General features: G+C 38.5%; 16 protein-coding genes. 10 read left to right on the top strand and 6 right to left on the bottom strand.

The window, feature by feature from the left end; translation table 11 throughout:
* Positions 1–88: 88 nt before the first annotated feature.
* From EJ994_RS12070 to EJ994_RS12085, 4 genes are all read right to left on the bottom strand, one after another.
* Complete coding sequence (locus tag EJ994_RS12070; RefSeq protein ID WP_164721459.1) at positions 89–1,096, bottom strand: endo alpha-1,4 polygalactosaminidase; 1,008 nt, start codon at positions 1,094–1,096, stop codon at positions 89–91.
* A 265-nt stretch (positions 1,097–1,361) separates the two neighbouring features.
* Entirely contained in the window at positions 1,362–1,871 is a 510-nt protein-coding gene (locus tag EJ994_RS12075; protein WP_126592712.1) for a DUF4440 domain-containing protein, read from the bottom strand.
* Positions 1,872–1,892: 21 nt separating this feature from the next.
* On the bottom strand, positions 1,893–2,714 hold the full coding sequence (locus EJ994_RS12080) for a ZIP family metal transporter (protein ID WP_126592713.1): 822 nt from the start codon (positions 2,712–2,714) through the stop codon (positions 1,893–1,895).
* An 11-nt stretch (positions 2,715–2,725) separates the two neighbouring features.
* The gene (locus EJ994_RS12085) at positions 2,726–3,400 is read right to left on the bottom strand and encodes a metal-dependent transcriptional regulator (RefSeq protein WP_126592715.1); all 675 of its coding nucleotides are present in this window, start codon (positions 3,398–3,400) and stop codon (positions 2,726–2,728) included.
* A 101-nt stretch (positions 3,401–3,501) separates the two neighbouring features.
* On the opposite strand from EJ994_RS12085, the gene EJ994_RS12090 reads away from it, so the two are divergent.
* Together EJ994_RS12090 and EJ994_RS12095 are read left to right on the top strand one after the other, a co-directional pair.
* Complete coding sequence (locus EJ994_RS12090; RefSeq protein WP_126592717.1) at positions 3,502–5,769, top strand: TonB-dependent receptor; 2,268 nt, start codon at positions 3,502–3,504, stop codon at positions 5,767–5,769.
* Between the two features lie 53 nt (positions 5,770–5,822).
* A complete protein-coding gene (locus EJ994_RS12095) occupies positions 5,823–6,971 on the top strand; it encodes a lycopene cyclase family protein (protein WP_126592719.1) in 1,149 nt (382 codons plus the stop codon).
* On the opposite strand, the gene EJ994_RS12100 is transcribed toward EJ994_RS12095, so the two are convergent.
* A complete protein-coding gene (locus EJ994_RS12100) occupies positions 6,968–7,942 on the bottom strand; it encodes a polyprenyl synthetase family protein (RefSeq protein ID WP_126592721.1) in 975 nt (324 codons plus the stop codon). The genes EJ994_RS12095 and EJ994_RS12100 overlap by 4 nt on opposite strands.
* Before the next feature lie 142 nt (positions 7,943–8,084).
* Between EJ994_RS12100 and EJ994_RS12105 the strand changes: the two genes are divergently transcribed.
* The 7 genes from EJ994_RS12105 (at position 8,085) to EJ994_RS12135 (ending at position 16,419) form a co-directional block, all read left to right on the top strand.
* A complete protein-coding gene (locus tag EJ994_RS12105) occupies positions 8,085–8,615 on the top strand; it encodes an RNA polymerase sigma factor (protein WP_099573967.1) in 531 nt (176 codons plus the stop codon).
* An 11-nt stretch (positions 8,616–8,626) separates the two neighbouring features.
* Positions 8,627–9,034: a hypothetical protein gene (locus EJ994_RS12110; RefSeq protein WP_126592722.1), complete on the top strand. Its 408-nt coding sequence runs from the start codon at positions 8,627–8,629 to the stop codon at positions 9,032–9,034.
* A 234-nt stretch (positions 9,035–9,268) separates the two neighbouring features.
* Positions 9,269–9,874, top strand: a complete 606-nt coding sequence (locus EJ994_RS12115) for a TetR/AcrR family transcriptional regulator (RefSeq protein WP_126592723.1) — start codon at positions 9,269–9,271, stop codon at positions 9,872–9,874.
* A complete protein-coding gene (locus EJ994_RS12120; protein ID WP_126592725.1) occupies positions 9,875–11,215 on the top strand; it encodes a TolC family protein in 1,341 nt (446 codons plus the stop codon).
* A 24-nt stretch (positions 11,216–11,239) separates the two neighbouring features.
* The gene (locus EJ994_RS12125; protein ID WP_126592727.1) at positions 11,240–11,599 is read left to right on the top strand and encodes a four helix bundle protein; all 360 of its coding nucleotides are present in this window, start codon (positions 11,240–11,242) and stop codon (positions 11,597–11,599) included.
* 57 nt (positions 11,600–11,656) lie between these two features.
* Positions 11,657–12,829, top strand: coding sequence for an efflux RND transporter periplasmic adaptor subunit (locus EJ994_RS12130; protein WP_126592729.1), 1,173 nt, complete (start codon positions 11,657–11,659; stop codon positions 12,827–12,829).
* A gap of 92 nt (positions 12,830–12,921) precedes the next feature.
* Entirely contained in the window at positions 12,922–16,419 is a 3,498-nt protein-coding gene (locus EJ994_RS12135; RefSeq protein WP_126592731.1) for an efflux RND transporter permease subunit, read from the top strand.
* A gap of 68 nt (positions 16,420–16,487) precedes the next feature.
* On the opposite strand, the gene EJ994_RS12140 is transcribed toward EJ994_RS12135, so the two are convergent.
* Positions 16,488–16,835: a toxin-antitoxin system YwqK family antitoxin gene (locus EJ994_RS12140; RefSeq protein WP_126592733.1), complete on the bottom strand. Its 348-nt coding sequence runs from the start codon at positions 16,833–16,835 to the stop codon at positions 16,488–16,490.
* 256 nt (positions 16,836–17,091) lie between these two features.
* Here EJ994_RS12140 and aspS point away from each other — a divergent pair, with 256 nt between their 5' ends.
* Positions 17,092–18,840 carry an aspartate--tRNA ligase gene (aspS, locus tag EJ994_RS12145; RefSeq protein WP_126592735.1) on the top strand — a complete coding sequence of 583 codons (1,749 nt, stop codon included), beginning with the start codon at positions 17,092–17,094 and terminating at the stop codon, positions 18,838–18,840.
* The last annotated feature ends 187 nt before the right edge of the window (positions 18,841–19,027 follow it).

Below are 19,027 nucleotides of genomic sequence, written 5' to 3' on the forward strand. Positions count from 1 at the left end.
TTATTTTGTTAAACGTAAGCGTTTTATCTATGAACTACGATGTAGAATACCATAATCGATAAAATGCACTTTTAATAGAAAGGAGAATCTATTCATTTTCGAAATATTCAAAGGCGTCTATGATATCCAAGTATACTCCGTCGAAGCCAGTTGCTACAATTCGATCAAGATAGGAGTCTGTATTACCGTAAATGATATTTTGCCAATCCTTTTCCCAGTATTTTACCTTAAAATTACCTGGCCAATTTTTGTTTTCCTTATCCAGCCACTCAGGTTGTTCTTGTTTCCAGCTTGGATTCCAGTAAAATCTGTAATCCTCTGCTTCCCCAATGGACATGTAGGCCAGTACTAATCTTTTAGAGCCATTAGCTTTTATTTTTAGACGTTCAATCATGCTTTTGGAGTAGGGCGTGCCGTCATTAAAAAACATATCAATGAAAACAATGTCATAATCAGAATCCGAAATGGCGCTTACAACCGATTGTTTAGTGGGGTAATTTTCGTAATTCAGGAAGAATAAAAAATTATTGGCATCGTTTAAATTGATAATGTCTTTACCACTTAGTTTGTCTGTGGTCTGATTTAGTTCAGGAATTATAGTCAAATCCCGGTCTGGAGCAGCAAATGAAACAAAATCATAAGATGAATTTTTGTGTTTGGAATCTTTAACTTTTTCCAAATCAGAACAATAATCCGTTACAAAAATCATGTTATCTTGTTTCTGGGAAATTTCCAGATAAGAAATTAATGTTTTACTAACGGACTGATTTGTTTTAACGTTATCTTTTTTGTACCCATAAAATAAACTCTCCTGACCGTTACCATCTATTAGTGCCAAGTAATCCTTACTGATTTTACCGTCCGGTTCTCCGTTCATAGTAACCAGTTCGATGCCATTCTGTGGAATAATTTTAAAATCAGGATTAACCTCTTTAGCATGTTTTCCAAGCCCGATCACAAAATCTCTCATCTCTTGTCTATAATCGATTCCGTTATTTGCCTGATTCACGGATTGGTCCGTTTCTTCGCCAAAAACTTCAGAAAGTTCCTGATTGTTATTACATCCTAAAACAAGTAACAACAATAAACAATTCATTTTTAGTAAACCCATTTGTTCTTCTATATTACGCTAAGGTAAAGTAATTCCTCAAAATCTTCAATATACATTTTTCATTCTGAGTGATGTCTAACACTATTACCACGTTCGAATAGCCCCTCGGTCTAATTGTAAATAGATCTCTTGTCCTTAAAACTAAACATCCTAGTTTTAAACGTAGATTAAAAAAGTATTTTTAAAGAACTGTGCCTAATATGACTTGCATTTAAAGATAAGGATGGGGTGCTCCTATAAGTATCCCCCCCTAAAATTCTAAGGGCTCTTGTTTTTGGAAATCTTCCTGGGAGATGTTATTACCATTAATATGTGCAGTATCCCAATCTTGGGTAATTTTCCAATGCCCATCAATCTTTTTAATGACTATATGAAACTGTCCGTAATTATAGCTAGGTTCTTTTCCCGTATAGGTGGTTCCTATTCTGTAAAAACCAACTTCATATGACGTTGTTTCATTGGTGTGTCTGCTATCAAACCAAAAATCTAGCGTTATACTGGCTCCATCCTCCCTGTTTTTATCAAAACGTTTTATATTGGCAGACTTAAAACTATTATTGGTATCTATTCCATTTGGTGTAACCCGCAATACCTCTTTCGCATAAGTTCTGTTTAAAGCTTCACCATCCAAAGATTCAAAAGCCGTTTGAAAAGGTCTCCAAACGCTGGTATCTATTTCTCTCTGAATATTCAAGACTTCGATTTGTGCACCCACAGTGGCGGATGAAAGCATAATCGCCATGGCTATAATATATCTCATAAAATTTATTTTAAATAAGTATTATCCTAATCCCACATCTAAGGTCATCATCACTATAAATCCTCCAATAAAGCCTAACACGGCCACATCGGAATGTTTATCTTGCTGTGTTTCGGGAATTACTTCTTCCACTACCACGAAAATCATCGCTCCTGCAGCGAACGAAAGTGCATATGGTAATATAGGTTGAAAGGTCAATACTGCCCAGGCACCTATAACCGCTGCTATTGGTTCTACTATAGCGGAAGCTTGACCGTACATAAAGCTTCTCCTTCTGGTCAATCCTTGTCGGCGCAAAGGCATCGCAACTGCAAAACCTTCTGGGAAATTCTGAAGACCAATACCCAATGCCAAAGCCACGGCACCACCTATACTTGCTCCGTCAAAGCCGGCCGCTACCCCACCAAAGAGAACCCCTACCGCCAAACCCTCCGGAATATTATGTAAGGTAATAGCAAGTGTCAATAGGGTGGTTCTGTGCCACGGTGTCTTAACACCCTCTGCTTCACTTTCTTTAAAGTTCAAATGCAAGTGGGGTAATACTTTGTCCAATCCAAACAAGAATAATGCTCCAAGGGCAAAGCCAACAGCAGCCGGTATTACTTTTATAAACCCTTCACCAGGGCTCATTTCAATTCCCGGAGCCAAAAGACTCCAGAAACTAGCGGCTACCATGACACCTCCTGTAAAACCCAGCATACCATCCATGACAGCTCTATTGGGATTTTTGAATAAAAAAACCAGGCTGGCACCAAGAGCGGTCAATCCCCACGTAAAAAGGGTTGCATAGAATGCCGCCAAAATTGGGTTGATAGATTCAAAATAGTTAATTACCTGTTCCATAAAATCTTGCGCTAATTTTTATTCAACTCTTGTTCCACTATCTCTAAAAATAGATTGGAGGCAATTTGAGCGGAAATACGTAGTTTTTGTTCAGAAGTTTCTAATTGTACCGACCCATCGAATTCCTCTTTGTCCAATATTTTCAGGGTATCGCCCAGAGCAATCTTATTTTTATCCAAAAATTTTAAAAAGGCCGCTGAAGAGTCGTTTACACCAACACAGATGCCCTTACTGCCAATAGGAAGTTCACTTATCAGCTTTTTTACCGATTTGGTAAACCTTCCGTCCTTCGAGGGAATAGGATCTCCGTGGGGGTCAACTTTTGGGCTTCCCAAATAGCCTTCCAATTTATCAATGAGCTGTTCACTTTTTATATGTTCTAGCTGCTCCGCTACCTCATGTACCTCATCCCAGGCAAAATCTAGTTTTTCTACTAAGAAGACTTCCCACAAACGATGTTTCCTAATAATGGACAATGCTGATAACCGTCCTCGTTCGGTTAAGGATACGCCTTTATATTTTTTATAGAAAATAAGGTCTTTATCAGATAGCTTTTTGATCATATCTGTTACCGAAGAAGGTTTGGTATCCATTTGCTTGGCTATTGCGTTAGTAGAAATCGCAATTTGCTCGCCTTTACTAAGGTGATAAATTCCTTTGATATAGTCTTCCTCAGAGAGTGTCATTCACAAATTAAAATATATGCTAAAATACATTTTTATATATAAAAACAAATTTTTAGTTTTGTCTAAATTAATATTTTGATTTATTTAAATATTATTCAAGGGTGTTCAAAAAACTATATCTTTATTTTTCTCTTTTATTTCTGTTCTCTTTTTTTTGTAATGCACAGAGAGGAAGCATTTTAGGGACTATTTCCTCCGAGGGAGCACCCGTACCATATGCCAACATTTATTTAAAAAATACCCAGACGGGAACTACATCTGACGAGAATGGTACGTATCGATTAAATAATCTTGAGAGCGGAACACAAAGAATTATCGTTTCGGTACTGGGTTATCATACTTTTAGCACCAATATCGAACTGAACAAAGGACAAACTAGACTTTTAGATATTGAACTTGTTCCATCTATGGAAGCATTGGATGAAATGGTCGTAACCGGAACTTTAAAAGCGGTACGACGTTCAGAGAGTCCGGTCCCCGTAGAAGTATACAGCCCTACATTCTTGAAAAAAAATCCTACCGCAAGTATTTTTGAAGCCTTACAGAATGTGAACGGCGTGCGACCACAGATTAATTGTAACGTTTGTAACACAGGTGATATACATATTAATGGCCTAGAAGGTCCATACACCTTGGTTTTAATCGATGGCATGCCAATTGTCAGCGGCCTGGGCACGGTCTACGGCCTAACAGGAATACCAAATTCGCTCATAGATCAGATTGAAATTGTTAAGGGTCCCGCCTCCAGTTTATATGGAAGCGAAGCCGTAGGTGGACTCATTAATATCATTACCAAGAATTCCTTGGAAGCTCCGGATTTTTTTGCCGATGCTTTCGCCACGGGCTGGGGTGAATACAACTTGGATGTTGGCGCCAAAATAGCGCTAGGACAAAAGACGGATATGTTACTGGGAGTAAACTATTTCAACTATGATGAAATCATAGATAATAACGGGGATAATTTTACTGACCTCACCCTACAGGACCGTATTTCTATCTTTCAAAAGTGGAACTTTGAGCGGAGTAAGTCCAGAATTCTCTCCTTAGCCGGTCGCTTCTTCTATGAAGATAGATGGGGAGGTGAGCTCCAATGGACTCCCGCATTTAGAGGAGGAAATGAAGTTTATGGGGAAAGTATTTATACCCGCCGATGGGAAATCATTGGAAAATATCAACTACCCGTAGACGAAAAAGTAATGCTTTCTTTCTCGTACAACGACCATAATCAAAACTCGGTTTACGGAGATCTTTCTTATTTGGCAGACCAAAGGATTGGTTTTACACAGCTCACTTGGGATAAAATGTGGGGTAATCATGATGTATTATTCGGTTCTGCACTGCGCTATAACTACTACGACGACAATACAACGGCTACCATTGAGCCAGATGAAATAGTTATTCCTAGTCTGTTCGTACAAGATGAAATAGCCTTCTCCAAGAAGCATTCTCTTTTATTGGGTATGCGCTATGATTACGACAAAAGACACGGTAACATTTTTACCCCCAGAACCGCTTACAGATGGAAAATAACCGATAACGACATTCTCCGGTTTAATGCAGGAACAGGTTTTAGGGTCGTAAATCTTTTTACGGAAGATCATGCAGCATTGACCGGGGCAAGGGAAGTGGTGGTAACGGAAGAACTAAATCCGGAGCGTTCGTTCAACTTTAACCTAAATTATCTTAAAAAGATATACGGTGATAACGGTACGTTTATAAGTTTGGATGCCTCCGCCTTTTATACCAACTTTAGCAATGCAATACTACCTGATTATGATACCAACCCCGATCAGATTATTTATGATAATTTAGATGGAAAATCGGTTTCTCAAGGAGTTAGTGCCAATATTGATATTGTCTTCCCAAATGGATTCAAATTTTTACTTGGGGCTACCTTTCAAGATGTTGCCCAGACTGAAAGCGGAGTTAAAGAAAGGCAAATCTTGACAGAGAGTTATACTGCAACTTGGAATATTGGTTACACGTTTAGAAACCTTGACCTGAGTATAGATTACACAGGAAATCTTTATGGTCCTATGAGACTACCCGTTTTAGGGGATACCGACCCCCGAAGAGACTTTTCACCCGTTTGGAGTATCCAAAACATACAGTTCACCTATAAAGGTTTAGCGGACTTTGAATTTTACGGAGGTATTAAAAATCTTTTGGACTGGACCCCAAACAGAGGCAATCCCTTCATTATAGCCAGAGCAAACGACCCTTTTGATAAGGAAGTGACTTTTGATTCCAACGGCAACCCCCTCGCCACACCTAATAATCCAAATGCCCTTACGTTTGATCCCTCCTATGTTTATGGTCCAAACCAAGGTATTCGCGGTTTTTTTGGTATGCGTTACAGAATAAATTGAATAACCTATTCTTATTTTAAATACAACCGGCTATTAATTGTTATTTTTGATTGATGCCCAAATTACAATACGATTACATCATTATAGGAGCGGGAGCAGCAGGTCTTATGCTTGCGGACGCTATGGGGAAAGATGCCTTTTTTGAAACAAAATCCATTCTATTGCTAGATAAAGAAACCAAGGAAACCAATGATCGTACATGGTGTTTTTGGGAAAAAGGAGAAGGTACATTCGACGCTATTGTCTATAAGAAATGGGACCATATTTTTTTCGCAGGAAAGGGTTTTTCCAAGCGGTATGATATAGCTCCGTACACTTATAAAATGGTCCGTGGTATAGATTTCTATTCCGCCTATTTAGCCCGCATAAGAAGCTATCCCAACATTACCTTCAAGACTGAAAGCGTTACCAATATAGAGGAGCAAAAAGAAGAGGTGCACGTACACACCTCGGCAGAAACCTATTCGACCAAGGAAGTATTAAATAGCATTTTCGACTATGAAATGGCGACCCAGCAGAATAAATACCCTGTACTTCAACAGCATTTTATAGGATGGGTGGTAAAGACTAAAAAACCAATTTTTGACGCTAGTCAAGCCACCTATATGGATTTCTCCATAGCACAGAAAGGGAATACTAGGTTTATGTACATACTACCCTACAGTGATGACACGGCACTTATTGAATACACTTTGTTCTCTGATAAGCTTCTTCCAAAAGAAGAATACGAAAAGGCCATAAAGGAGTACCTACATAACAATCTAGATTGCTCAGTGTACGAAATATTGGAAAAAGAACAAGGGAGCATACCCATGACATGTTATGATTTTAAGGAACACCACACTGATAAAATTCGGTTCATCGGTACCGCTGGCGGATGGGCCAAACCTAGTACTGGCTATACCTTTATGAGTACCTCAAAAAAAATTCCACAACTTATAACCTTCTTAAAAACGGGCAGGCCGTTAAAGGAATTAGATTTTAAGAATCGTTTTTGGTATTACGACCTACTTCTTCTAGACGTACTTCATAACAAAAATGAAAACGGACATTTAATATTCCAAAAACTCTTTAAGGAAAGGAATCCTCAATTGATCTTTAAATTCTTAGACGAAGATACTAGCGTCATGGAAGACATCTACTACATTTTAGGTTGTCCTAAAATACCATTTACGACCGCTTTGATAAAACGCTTATTCTAAACAGTTCTTCGCATAAGATTCTCACCAAAAGCTCTGAGAATATCCTTTTTTTCCTGTGCTAACTCTAAACTCTCTAATACCGCAAAAGCTTTTTTGCTATAGCTTACGATAGCGTCTTGGGTAGCAGTGGCTGCTCCACTTTCGCTGAAAATTGTTCTAACCGCTTTTACTTTACTGTCCGTTTCTTTGGGTTGTATGGAATAGAGGTCCATAAGTTGTTTTCGGTTACTTACGGTGCCTGCCTCCATTGCCTTGATAAAGAGATAGGTCTTTTTGTTTTCTATAATATCTCCCCCAACTTGTTTCCCAAAGGTTAAAGGGTCGCCGTACACATCCAAATAATCATCCTGTAATTGAAAAGCAATCCCTAGATTCAAACCAAAAGCATATAGTTCTTCTTGAGACTTTTCTGAGGCTTCGGCAACAATAGCTCCCATTTTCATGGCAGCCGCTACTAAAACAGCAGTTTTGTATTCTATCATCTTAAGATACTCTTCAAGGGTAACATCTTCCCTGGTTTCAAAATCAACATCATACTGTTGGCCTTCACAAACTTCTAAAGCTGTTTTACTGAATAACTTTGCTAAATCTTTGAAAATATGAACTTCATAATTTTCAAATAATTGATACGCCATGATTAGCATAGCATCTCCGGATAAAATGCCCGTATTTGTGTCCCATTTTTCATGAACCGTGGGTTTACCACGTCTTTTGGGGGCATCATCCATAATATCATCATGTACCAATGAAAAATTATGGAACACTTCAATAGCCAATGCAGCGTCCAAAGCATCGGTATGATCCTTTTCAAAGAGCTGTGCGGACAATAAAACCAATACCGGTCTAAGGCGTTTACCACCTAATTGTAATATATAGGTGATAGGTGCATATAGGTTTTTTGGCTCCTTTGTCTCCGTTTTGGATTCCAAATAAGAGATAAAATCGTTACGATACTTTTCTATGGAGAGCATAGTCGAATTTTTTTCAAAAATACATCCATTGTTACAAATAGTTCATATAACCGTCAAATGATATAAAGAAAATAGATAGAAAAAATGCAATAGATTTTTAATTCGTCGTCTTTACTAATAAGGATCGCTTTAAAAACCGTCAATGGTTTCTGAGAAACAAGATAATAACAACCTGAATGATTTTTTTAGAGACGAATACCAGTCTTTAAAAAGATATGTGCGCTCTAAAATTGAGCACACTACGGAAAGTGATGCTGAAGATATCATACAAGACGTGGCTTTAAGAATTTTTTCAAGACCACCCAATGCGATTCCTATTAAAAATGTGGGAGGGTTTGTATACAACGCCGTTAAAAATAGGATTATTGACATTATGCGAACTAAAAAAGAAAGCATTAACGATGAGAAAGACATTGAGCGACTTTGGACGGATTTCACCGCAATGTTCTATGAAGGCCCAACGATGGCATATTCAGAGCGGTTAAGGGAAAAGTTGAAGCAAGCGATAACAGCCTTAAAACCGCCTTACAGAGATATTATACTGGCGGTTGATTTTGAAGGGTATACCTACAGAGAAATTTCAGAAGAGACAGGAATTCCTCAAGGAACACTGATGTCTAGAAGACACAGGGCAATAGCATTATTAGTAAAACATTTAGAAATGAAACAATAAAAAAATAAGATATGGAGTACAAAGATCATTTAGAAAGGCAAGTAGAGAACAAAGTGAAATATTACGTAGTCAAAATCTGTAAAGTACTATTCTTTATAGTGCTTGGGTTATTGATTGCCTTTTTGGTAGGGTATGTAGTTATGCGCTTATGGAATTGGCTCATGCCAGAACTTTTTGGCCTGCCTACAGTTGGCTATTGGCAAGCGGTAGGTATTTTAATCTTAGCCAAAATAATTTTTGGTTTTGGCGGTGGAGAAGGACCTAGGAGCAGTAGTAAATCCAAGAAGCGTCCTAGTTCTAAAAAATGTGTATCACTACGAAGAGATTTTTCAGAGTGGCAGCACTATGATGAATTCTGGAAAGCGGAAGGCGAGGAAGCTTATAATAATTATTTGGAAAGAATTAAAAAAGAGGAATAATGAACACAGCGAAAAATAATCTAGATAAAAGAAAGAGCAAATATCCAACCAGACCATTTTACTGAAGTCTTAATGCTAAATCCGCATATACGGCAAGCCCGCAAGAAAAATCAGATGATAAAACGGTTACCGATAGAAAAGTGTGACCAAACAATTAAGAATGTGTTAAAAAAGTGTAAAACTCAGGAAACTTTTAATGTTTTTAAAGTTTCCTGATGTACATTTGCCTTCGCTATGAAAGAAAACATTTTAAATAAGGCAACTGAACTATTCTTGGAACAAGGTTTCAAAAGTGTGACTATGGATGATCTGGCTGCGGAAATGGGTATTTCAAAAAAAACCATTTATAGTCATTATGATAATAAGACAAACTTAGTACAACAATGTACGCTTCATCTCTTTGAGTTTATACGCACCGGTATTGATGCCATAATAGCGTTGAAAAAAAATCCGATTGAAGAGCTTTACGAAATTAAAAAGTTTGTTATGCTGCATCTTAAGGGTGAGAAATCCTCGCCAGAATATCAGCTTCAAAAGTATTATCCGGAAACACATTTAGCCTTAAAGAAAAAGCATTTTGAAATGATGCAAGATTGCGTCGTAGACAATGTAAACAGAGGTATTGGTTTGGGAATATACAGGGAAAATCTGAACGTGGAATTTGTTTCCAGAATCTATTTCTCTGGAGTAACTAGTATAAAAGATCAAAAATTGTTTCCATTGAATAAATTTCCAATCGCTCAATTAATGGATGATTATCTAGAGTATCATTTACGGGGAATAGTAACTCCTAAGGGAAGGAAAACATTAAATAAAATCATCAATTCAAACCAAGAATAAATGCAACCAATCAGATTACTAATACTGGCATTGTGCATAGGTAGTTGGTCTTTTGCCCAAGAAAAGACCTATAGTTTTACACTTCAAGAAGCGATAAGCTTTGCACTTGAGAATAATTATAGTGCCATCAATGCGGATCGCGACGTGTTGGCCGCTAAAAAACAAAAATGGGAGACCATAGCCACCGGACTTCCGCAGATTACAGGTGCTGTTAATTATCAGAATCAATTAATTCAGCAGGTGGTGCAACTACCCGGGGAAATTGCAGGTGGTGAGCCCGGCACCTTCGTAGAAGTGGTTTTTGGTCAGCCGCAACAGGTCAATGCCGCAGCAACATTAAGACAACAACTTTTTGATGGATCCTACATTGTGGGCGTACAGGCAACTAAATCCTTTTTAAGTTATAGCGCCAATAACAAAGAAAAAACAGAACAGGAAGTAAGAAAGGCCGTAGTGGAGGCCTACGGCAATGTATTGTTATCTCAAGAAAGTGTGCTAATTCTACAAAAGAATAAGGAAACATTGGAAAAAACACTTTTTGAGACCACAAAAATCTACGAAAATGGCTTAGGAGATGAAGAAAGCGTTGAGCAGTTACAAATTACGCTATCCTCAATAGACAACCAATTGAAAAATGCCATGCGCTTGGAGGAAATTACCCTTCAAATGCTCAATTTGGTGATGGGAATCGAGTTGGATGCACCTACCCAATTAGAGGAAAACTTAGACAATCTTACACAAACTCAAATAGATTTTAATCTCTTAGAAAGTGAATTGACTATTGAAAATAATGTCGATTATAAATTAATTACCAATCTGAACGAACAGCGGTATTTTGAATGGAAACTCGCCAAAAGCAGGGCCTTACCAACGCTTAACGCATTTGCCTCTTACGGTGGTCTATCTTTTGGAGAAGATTTCTCTTTTTTTGATAACGGACAACAATGGTTTGAATTTTCTACGGTTGGCGTAGACCTGAGCATCCCAATTTTCAGTTCAGGAAAAAGAAGTGCCAGCACGGCTAGAGCCAAAATAGCCCTGGAAAAAGCCAAGACACAGCTTACGGAGGCGGAGCAACAGATACGTCTTCAGTTACAAAGTGCAAAAAGTAATTACACCCTGGCCATAGAACAATATCAAACATCAAAGAATAATCTTAATCTTGCGGAGCGCATAGAAAATAAAAATCAGATTAAATACGCAGAAGGTCTTGCAAGTAGTTTTGAACTTCGCCAGGCACAGACACAACTCTATGATGCGCAACAAGGTTATTTACAAAGTATGGTAGAGGTAATTAACAAAAAAACGGCATTGGAAATTATTCTAAACGAAAGTTTATAAAGTTTAATGGTTTAGAAGTTAACTATGAGATTATTCTCTTTTGAAAAATTAAAAGTTTGGCAGAAATCAAGAAATCTGGCCATTATGATTTACAAAATAACCAAGGTTTTCCCAGATGACGAAAAGTTTGGCTTAATATCTCAAATGCGGCGTTGTGCCATTTCAATTTCCTCAAATATTGCAGAGGGAACGGGTAGACATACAGCAAAAGATAAAGCTCGTTTTACAGAAATAGCATATGGTTCGGCACTAGAACTATTGAATCAAACTATAGTATCAAATGATTTGGAATTTCTAACCAATGAAAACTACGAACTTATTAGAACAGAACTAACGGAGATTACTGCAATGTTGAACGCACTAAGAAAATCACAATTGGCATGAAAACTCTAGATAAAAACCTAAACTTTTCAACCTTATAAACTATTAAACGTATTACAAATGAAAAACATTAGTTATTTTTTATTCCTTGCAATTCTATTAACAGCTTGCGGAGGTTCTAACGAGAAATCCGTAACAGAACTTATCGCTGAAGGGAACCTTGAAACGATTAGGGAAAGGAAAAATGAGATTTCAGAAGCCTATAAAAACTTGGGCCAAGAGATTAAGCAGTTAGATTCTGCGATTGCCGCGCAGACCGGGGAAGGTAATCTACCCCTTGTTTCTGCCATTACTGCGAAAACAGAAAAGTTTGACCACTTTTTGGAACTTCAAGGCGATGTTACTACAAAACAGAATGTGCTTATTTACCCAGAAATGCAGGGTACGCTGCAACGTGTTTATGTAAAAGAAGGACAGCAAGTTTTCAAAGGGCAGCTATTGGCCTCCATTGATGATGGTGGTATGGCCAGTCAACTTTCACAATTAGAGACCCAAGCAGATTTGGCGAAAACAACCTTTGAAAGGCAAGAGCGTCTTTGGAATCAGAAAATTGGCTCTGAAATACAATATCTGCAGGCAAAAACAACCTACGAAGCAGCGCAAAGTGCCGTAAAGCAAATTAAAAGTCAGTTAGGAAAATCAACCATTAGAGCCCCTTTCTCCGGCATTATAGATAATGTGATAAAAGATCAAGGAACGGTAGTTGCACCAGGCCCAGGTTCGGAAGTATTTAGAATAGTGAACCTTTCTGATATGTATATAGCGATAGATGTCCCTGAAACGTATTTAGGTGATATTAAAAAAGGAAATTCCGCCATAGTATATTTTCCTGTCTTAGGCGACACGCTAATTTCTGAAATAAGACAGACCGGAAATTTTATCAACCCAGGTAACAGGGCATTTAAAGTAGAGGTTGCTGTTCCTAATAGGGATAATACGATAAAACCGAATTTAACGGCAAAAGTAAGCCTCAATGATTACTCTTCAGAAGCCGCGGTCTTAGTTCCACAAGGGATTATTTCAGAAAATGCAGAAGGACAACAATACCTTTATATTGCGAGCGACAGAACAGAGGACAAGGCGACGGCAAAGAGACGGATTATCACTACCGGACGTACACAAGGTAACATGGTTGAAGTATTATCTGGAATTACAGCTGGGGATTTGCTCATAAAAGAAGGAGCAAGGAGCGTAAAGGATGGTCAAAGCGTACAGATTTTAAGTACGGACTAGCATCTACATAATTAGCATAAAAACTTAAGTAACAACTAGAAATGTTTTTAGTGTAATTACTCACTCATAAAAACAATAACTAAAGACTTAAAATGAGTAAACAAAAGAAAAACGCCGACAAAGAATTTAGCTTATCGTCCTGGGCCATAGATAATCCATCTGTAATCTATGTAATGATTGCACTCTTCCTTTTAATAGGCTATTCAGGGTATCAGGCCATGCCCAGAGAAGATTATCCAGAAATTGTGGAGACCAAAATATACGTGAGTACCCCCTATCCGGGAAATACCGCTGAGGATATTGAACGATTGCTTACCGACCCTCTTGAAGACCGACTAAAAAATGTGAGTAATGTAGTGGAAACAACCTCTACCTCTCAAGAAGATTATTCTATTATTACGGTCGAATTCGATGAGGATATCACCGTTGAACAGGCCAAACAAAAGGTAAAGGATGAAGTAGACGGGGAAAAAGCCAGTGAAGATTGGCCCACCTTCAACGGTGCTAAGGTAGAGCCAAATATCTTTGACCTTAATCTTGCGGAATCCTTTCCCATCATGAACGTGAATTTCACGGGGGATTATCCGGTAGAAAAACTAAAAGAATTTGCGGAATACTTGGAGGAAGAAATTGAAAATTTACCGGAAATAAAACAAGTGGATATTCGCGGTGCGCAAAAGAAAGAGGTAGAAGTAGCTGTTGATGTGTATAAAATGATGGCGGCCAAAGTAAATTTTCAAGATGTAATCGGTGCCATCAGTAATGGCAACATGACCATGTCCGCGGGCAACATTAAAACTTCGGAACAACGGCGTACCATCCGCGTATTGGGCGAGATTGAAAAACCAGAAGAACTGAATAATTTCGTAGTAAAATCGGAAAATGGCTCCGTCTACCTTAAGGATATTGCCAAAGTGTATTTTCAGGAAAAGGAAAAAACCACTTATGCACGTGAATTTGGGGAAAGTGTGGTAATGCTGGATATAAAAAAGAGGTCTGGCAAAAATACGATTGCAGCTACTACGCAAATTCGCGAAATAGTCAAAAAAGCTCAGGAGAATTACTATCCCGCTGACCTGAATATATCCATTGCCAACGACTCATCGGATAGAACTTTGAATCAGGTGGATGATTTGGTGAACAACATCATCTTTGGTATTATTCTGGTAGTCAACGTCTTAATGTTTTTCCTCGGTTTTAGGAATGCCTTGTTCGTAGGGTTTGCCATACCCATGTCCATGTTCATATCCTTTGCTGTACTAAACTTAGCGGGTTACACCCTAAATACCATGATTCTTTTTGGAATGATCATGGGGCTTGGAATGTTGGTGGATAATGGTATCGTTGTGGTAGAAAACGTATATCGTTTAATGAGTGAGGGCATGAGCCGCACACAGGCTGCAAAAAAGGGAATAGGGGAAATTGCGTTCCCGATCATCATATCTACCGTTACAACGGTAGCAGCCTTTGTTCCATTGGCATTTTGGCCGGGTATATTCGGTCAATTCATGATTTTCTTTCCTATTACATTATCCGTTGTTTTAGGATCATCACTATTCGTAGCCATCTTCATGAACTCCATGTTGGTTTCACAGTTTATGGACACGGAAGAGAAAGAACTTACTAAGAAACAACTATTGCGCATTAGTGCCATACTAGGCGGTTTTGGTATTTTCATACTCATCTTCGGTGGTGCCATGAGGGGTCTGGGTACGGTAATGATTTTTACCGCTATCCTCTTTTGGGTATATAAATACGCCATAAAGAAATGGGCTACGAAATTTCAGAACAGCACCATGGTACGTTTTGAAAATTGGTACGAAAGGCGCATAAAACATGCTTTAAGAGGCAAAAACGTGTACTGGTATTTCGGAATCACCTTCGCTTTATTGATAGCAACTTTTATGCTCTTCGGCATGTCGGTAGGCTCTGGTAGAACAAAAATCGAGTTCTTCCCGGAGAACACCCCCAACGAAATATACGTCTATATTGAGTATCCTGAAGGGACTTCCATCACCAAAACAAACACACTTACCAAAGCCATAGAGGATCGTGTTTATGAGGTTGTTAATAGAGAAATGTATATAGACCCGGACGGAGAGAACTACTTGGTAGAATCTGCCGTTTCTCAAGTGGGAGAAGGTGCCGGAAACCCCCAGACCGATGGTGGCTCCTCAGCAGAGATGCCGCACCGTGGTAAGGTTACCGTTTCTATGAGAGAGTACAAATACCGAAACGGGCTTGATACGGAGAAGTTGCGTGGTGAAATTCAGGAAAGCCTAACAGGTATTTATCCCGGCGTTTCTATTTCCGTTGAAAAGAATGCAGATGGCCCACCACCGGGATACCCCGTAAACATTGAGCTGGAAGGTAAAGACTATAATGAATTAATTGGAACGGCTGAAGATATTAGAAACTTTATCAATACAAAAAACATCGCCTTCATAGAAGAATTGAAGATTGATGTAAATAAGAGCAAACCTTCCATGCAGGTAACCGTAGACCGTCAAAAAGCAGGAGAACTAGGTGTAGCCGTTGGTCAGGTAGGGCAACAATTAAGACGTTCTCTATTTGGAGAAAAAGCGGGTGTTTATAAGTTAGATGGAGACGATTATGATATTAACGTGCGCTTTAACGAGGATATCCGTTTTGATAAGAATGCCCTTTTCAATCAAAACATAATTTTCAGGGACCCTGCTACCGGTCAAATAAAAGAGGTTCCCGTCTCTGCCGTGGCGTCACAGAAAAACTCCTCTGGCTATAGTGCTATAAAGCACCGTAACGGGAATAGGGTAGTTACGGTATATTCCGGACTTAAAGCAGGTGGTAACCCGGCCTTGGTCGTGGAGGAAATTAAAAAAGTAATGGAAAACTATGAAGGTATTCCGGATACGGTAAAGGTAGATTTTACTGGAGAAATTGAAGAACAGAATAAACAAATGAACTTTTTAGTGGGTGCATTTTTCTCGGGACTTGGGCTTATAATGCTTATTCTCATTTTTCAATTCGGAGGTATTTCCAAACCACTGATCATCATGATCGCTATATTCTTGAGTTTTATCGGAGTATTCGGAGGGCTAATGCTCACCGGGTGGTCCTTTGTAATTCTTATGACCATGATGGGAATTATTTCCCTTGCCGGTATTGTTGTAAACAATGGAGTAGTACTTCTAGATTATACACAGATATTGATAGATCGTAGAAAGGTTAAACTTGATTTAGAGGATAAAGATTTGTTACCTATGGATGAAGCTACCGAAATCATTGTTAAAAGTGGAAAAGCAAGATTAAGACCTGTAATATTAACGGCGATTACAACAGTGCTAGGTTTAATCCCCTTAGCTATAGGACTCAACATAGATTTCTTTTCGTTGTTCTCTCAGTTTGACCCAAGAATTTATATCGGCGGAGATAACGTTATTTTCTGGGGTCCTTTGGCCTGGACCGTAATTTTTGGTTTAATCGTAGCCACTTTCCTTACCCTGATTATTGTGCCGGTATTGTTCAATATTGTATACAGAATTAAAACTGCCATAAGAGGGCGTGGAAGTAAGAATGCCGAAACAGATCGTTTAGAAGCGGCAGCTTAAATAAACATGAACACTAAAAAAAGCCTGTACTTTTAAAGTACAGGCTTTTTCCATTACATGAATTATCGTTAGTCCTTTACAAGAGACCTACTTTGGTTCGCATTGGTTACAGCAGCTATTTTGTTGTTGTCAAAATTAACTTCTCTTAGCGCATCACCTTCCCAGAACAACCATTTTCCTGTTTTAGCGCCTTTTACGTAGTTTCCCATTGCAATTTTATCACCTTTTTCGTTGAACATGGTCCATTCACCTTCCAATTTTTCGTTCAGGAAATAACCCTGCTGCGCCACTGCACCATTAGCATGAAAATAAGTCGCTTTGACCATATCTCCTTCTTTTTCAAATTTCGGAGCTATGTCTTGGGCAAAGGCTCCTAATGAAAATGACATCAAAGCTATTATTAGTATTTTTTTCATGATATAATTCTTTTAAATTGATATTTATCTAACATTAACGTTACAAAGTTAGAATTATTTTACAATAAATCAATTATTACATAACTTTTAATTTACCTTAAATTAACATTGCAAGACTAATTTATTGATAATTAGACTATTAAATTAAACACTTTAACATATTTGAATTTGCTGTTTCACCTATAAAACCTCCAATTTATATAGATATTTAATGGATGAGACTTCTTAAATTTGCCCTTTATTTAAAGATACGACCATGTACAGAAGCCATTCCTGCGGAGAATTGAGAGAATCACATATTGATAGTGCTGTCACACTTTCTGGATGGGTATCTAAGACAAGGGACAAGGGTTTTGTTGTTTGGGTAGACATTAGAGATCGTTACGGAATTACACAATTGGTATTTGATGCGGACCGGACTTCTCCCGAGTTGTTGGAACAAGCGAGAAATCTTGGTCGTGAATTTGTTATACAGGTCAAAGGAAAGGTTATTGAGCGGGCCTCTAAGAACGCTAATATCCCTACAGGTTATATTGAAGTTTTAGTTGAAGAACTTATTGTCTTGAACGAATCTAAGACCCCTCCTTTTACCATAGAAAACGAAACGGATGGTGGAGAAGATTTGCGTATGAAATATCGTTACTTGGATATTCGTAGAAATCCAGTAAAAAACAACCTTATCTTCAGAAGTAAGGTTACCATGGAAGTTAGAAAATACCTGTCTAACCAAGATTTTATAGAAGTAGAGACGCCTTACTTGATTAAATCCACACCAGAAGGTGCCCGTGATTTCGTGGTGCCTAGTCGTATGAACGAAGGACAGTTCTATGCATTACCACAATCGCCACAAACCTTTAAGCAATTGCTTATGGTAGGTGGTATGGATAAATATTTTCAGATTGTAAAATGTTTCAGGGACGAGGACCTAAGAGCGGACCGCCAGCCAGAATTTACACAAATAGATTGTGAAATGGCCTTTGTAGAGCAAGAGGATATATTGGATGTATTTGAAGGTTTAACAAAATATCTGTTACAAGAGATAAATGGTATTACCGTAGATAGCTTTCCTAGAATGACCTATGATGAAGCCATGGCCAAGTACGGTAACGATAAACCGGATATTCGTTTTGGCATGGAGTTCGGTGAATTAAACAACGTTACTCAACACAAAGAATTCAATGTCTTCAACAAGGCCGAATTGGTCGTAGGTATTGCCGTCCCGGGTGCAAATACGTATACACGCAAGGAAATTGACAAACTGATAGATTGGGTTAAAAGACCACAAGTGGGCGCTTTGGGTATGGTGTACTGCCGGTGTAATGAGGATGGCAGTTTTAAATCTTCTGTGGATAAATTTTATGACCAAGAGGATTTGGCCAAGTGGGCAGAAGCAACGGGAGCCAAACCGGGAGATCTTATTTGCGTGCTATCGGGACAAACAAACAAGGTACGAGCTCAATTAAGTGCTTTACGTATGGAGTTGGCCACACGATTGGGCCTAAGAAAAAATACTGAATTTGCGCCATTATGGGTGGTAGACTTTCCTTTATTGGAATTGGATGAAGAGACCGGTCATTACCACGCCATGCACCATCCGTTTACTTCACCGAAACCGGGCCAGTTAGCATTATTGGAAACAGATCCGGGAGCCGTACGCGCCAATGCCTATGATTTGGTATTGAACGGCAATGAAATTGGTGGTGGCTCCATTCGTATACATGATAAAGAAACCCAAGCTACCATGTTCCGTCACTTAGGGTTTACCCCTGAAGAAGCCAAGGAACAATTTGGGTTTTTAATGGACGCCTTCCAGTATGGCGCGCCTCCGCACGGTGGAATTGCTTTTGGCCTGGATAGACTAGTAGCTATTTTAGGCGGACAGGAAACCATACGTGATTTTATCGCCTTTCCTAAAAATAACAGTGGCCGTGACGTAATGATTGACGCTCCTGCCGCTATTGATGACGAACAATTAAAGGAATTGAACTTGAAATTAGATTTGTAATTTTCTTTAATTATAATTTTCTGGTTCTACGAATTCCATTCGTATCCAATGATGAGGTAAAGTCAATACGACTTATTTCCCTTTTTTAAAGGACAAGGAAGTCCATTGAAAACGCTGTAATTATAACGAGATCTGCGCTGTTTAAAAAATCGTCTAACAAAATAGATTATTTTTAAGAAGAAAATTA

Origin of the sequence: Maribacter sp. MJ134 (genome assembly GCF_003970695.1) — a bacterium.
Lineage (GTDB): Bacteria > Bacteroidota > Bacteroidia > Flavobacteriales > Flavobacteriaceae > Maribacter.

Coding starts and splice junctions, on each gene's coding strand:
- EJ994_RS12070 (WP_164721459.1), bottom strand. CDS start 1,096: ATGAATTGTTTATTGTTGTTACTTGTTTTAGGATGTAATAACAATCAG.
- EJ994_RS12075 (WP_126592712.1), bottom strand. CDS start 1,871: ATGAGATATATTATAGCCATGGCGATTATGCTTTCATCCGCCACTGTG.
- EJ994_RS12080 (WP_126592713.1), bottom strand. CDS start 2,714: ATGGAACAGGTAATTAACTATTTTGAATCTATCAACCCAATTTTGGCG.
- EJ994_RS12085 (WP_126592715.1), bottom strand. CDS start 3,400: ATGACACTCTCTGAGGAAGACTATATCAAAGGAATTTATCACCTTAGT.
- EJ994_RS12095 (WP_126592719.1), top strand. CDS start 5,823: ATGCCCAAATTACAATACGATTACATCATTATAGGAGCGGGAGCAGCA.
- EJ994_RS12100 (WP_126592721.1), bottom strand. CDS start 7,942: ATGCTCTCCATAGAAAAGTATCGTAACGATTTTATCTCTTATTTGGAA.
- EJ994_RS12105 (WP_099573967.1), top strand. CDS start 8,085: ATGGTTTCTGAGAAACAAGATAATAACAACCTGAATGATTTTTTTAGA.
- EJ994_RS12110 (WP_126592722.1), top strand. CDS start 8,627: ATGGAGTACAAAGATCATTTAGAAAGGCAAGTAGAGAACAAAGTGAAA.
- EJ994_RS12115 (WP_126592723.1), top strand. CDS start 9,269: ATGAAAGAAAACATTTTAAATAAGGCAACTGAACTATTCTTGGAACAA.
- EJ994_RS12120 (WP_126592725.1), top strand. CDS start 9,875: ATGCAACCAATCAGATTACTAATACTGGCATTGTGCATAGGTAGTTGG.
- EJ994_RS12125 (WP_126592727.1), top strand. CDS start 11,240: ATGAGATTATTCTCTTTTGAAAAATTAAAAGTTTGGCAGAAATCAAGA.
- EJ994_RS12130 (WP_126592729.1), top strand. CDS start 11,657: ATGAAAAACATTAGTTATTTTTTATTCCTTGCAATTCTATTAACAGCT.
- EJ994_RS12135 (WP_126592731.1), top strand. CDS start 12,922: ATGAGTAAACAAAAGAAAAACGCCGACAAAGAATTTAGCTTATCGTCC.
- EJ994_RS12140 (WP_126592733.1), bottom strand. CDS start 16,835: ATGAAAAAAATACTAATAATAGCTTTGATGTCATTTTCATTAGGAGCC.
- aspS (WP_126592735.1), top strand. CDS start 17,092: ATGTACAGAAGCCATTCCTGCGGAGAATTGAGAGAATCACATATTGAT.